Consider the following 1,728-nt stretch of genomic DNA (forward strand, 5'->3'; position numbering starts at 1 on the left):
ATACTGTAGTTTAGGGAATGCAAGATAGATATAATACCTAGTTGTTTTATGAGAAGATGGTAGTTCTACGTTCTGTATGAAGTTATAAGCACGTACTTATAAATAAGCTTTACTAAATTAGCATACAGTGAATAATTCTTATGATTATGTAAATAACTAGTATATCTGCTTTGGTTAAACATTGTATGATAGTCTACTTCAAATACTAAATAAAATTATCAAGTACTGCTGGATGAATACAATAAGTGCAATCGACTAAATTTCATATGTGAGTAAGCTGCTGTACATTTCACAGCTCTCACACTAAGAAATAGAGGTCAGGAATGAGCACACAAACGAGACAATACAAGCAGCTGACTCAAGGGAAACGATATCAAATTGAAGCTCTTCTTGGTATAGGTTTCATGCAGAAAACAATAGCCGTGTTAGTGAGCGTCAGCGAGAGCGCTTTATCGCGAGAGTTGAGTCGAAATACCAGTGATGATGGTTACTGTGCAGAGAGTGCCCATATTCTAGCCACTCAGCGTAGAGTTACAGGCAGAAAGTTCAGGAAAGCAGATAAGCGACACATTACAATCATAAAGAAAGGATTATCACTTGGGTGGTCTCCTGAAAAAATCAGTTGTCGAATGGATATAGAAGTGCCAGATATTGCACTCAGCCACACCACTATTTACAAACGTATTTTTGCTAACAAAATGCATGGAGGCTCTTTGTATAAGAATCTGGCACGCTTCGGCAAGAAACGCTGTAAAGGTGGTAAGCGTAAATCTGGGCGCACCATGATCCCAAAGCGTGTCGATATTAGTGATCGCCCTGAAGTGGTTGACCTGCGGTCGCGTCTGGGCGATTGGGAAGGCGATACTGTTTATGGACAGGATGCCCATCTTGTGACCCTTGTAGATCGCAAGAGTAGATTAACATTAATAGGAAAAGTCGATACAAAACACGCCGAAATCATTGCTGATAGTATGATCAGCCTTCTGAAACGAGTGTCATCGGTTTACACTATAACCTTGGATAATGGTGGTGAGTTTGCTTCCCATGAAAAGGTGGCAAAAGCGATCAATGCAGATATTTACTTTGCCAAACCTTATGCCAGTTATCAGCGGGGAACCAATGAAAATACCAATGGCATAATTCGAAGAACCTGGCCTAAGAAAATGCCACTGGGCCATCTGACAGAAACCGACTTGAGTACAATGGAAGTATTGCTTAATACCATGCCCAGAAAAGTACTAGGAGGGCGGACACCGCTCGAGGTCTACACAGGAAGATCGATTGCACTTATTGCTTGAATCCAGCATTATTCATGACAGAAAGAGTTAGATGAAACAACTTCCAAACTAAACGCTCTAAAATTAAGAGTAAATATACCAACAAAAATTCCTGATATTACTAGTGAATAAATAAAAAACAACGTTAAGGGGGCGACTAACTATAATAAATTTTTTTTAGATAATAAATAGAATTAAATTCAAATAATAAGGCAGAAATCTGCCAATATGAAATTAAAAATCAAAGAATGATCACCAATCACCTTATGAGACTGTTGTTTTATAGAAATTACTTTTCACTAATATCATATTCAGATCCTTCACATTTTTTTCTTTGGTGTCAGTGGCAGATTAAATTCTTGGCATTCTCATAATTGTTCATGCCCATAACAAGCAACGCCACTAAGAAAAAATATACAGCAGAAGATTATTAACTTTCAGGTATTACATT

General features: G+C 37.8%; 1 protein-coding gene. It reads left to right on the top strand.

From position 1 onward, the window contains the following. The first annotated feature begins 323 nt into the window (after positions 1–323). A complete protein-coding gene (locus CDZ78_RS20045) occupies positions 324–1,298 on the top strand; it encodes an IS30 family transposase (RefSeq protein WP_087871532.1) in 975 nt (324 codons plus the stop codon). Positions 1,299–1,728: the final 430 nt, after the last annotated feature.

It is taken from the genome of Bathymodiolus platifrons methanotrophic gill symbiont (assembly GCF_002189065.1).
Taxonomy (GTDB): domain Bacteria; phylum Pseudomonadota; class Gammaproteobacteria; order Methylococcales; family Methylomonadaceae; genus Methyloprofundus.

Bases quoted from the DNA above. Each gene is read 5' to 3' on its own strand.
- CDZ78_RS20045 (WP_087871532.1), top strand. From the start codon at position 324: ATGAGCACACAAACGAGACAATACAAGCAGCTGACTCAAGGGAAACGA.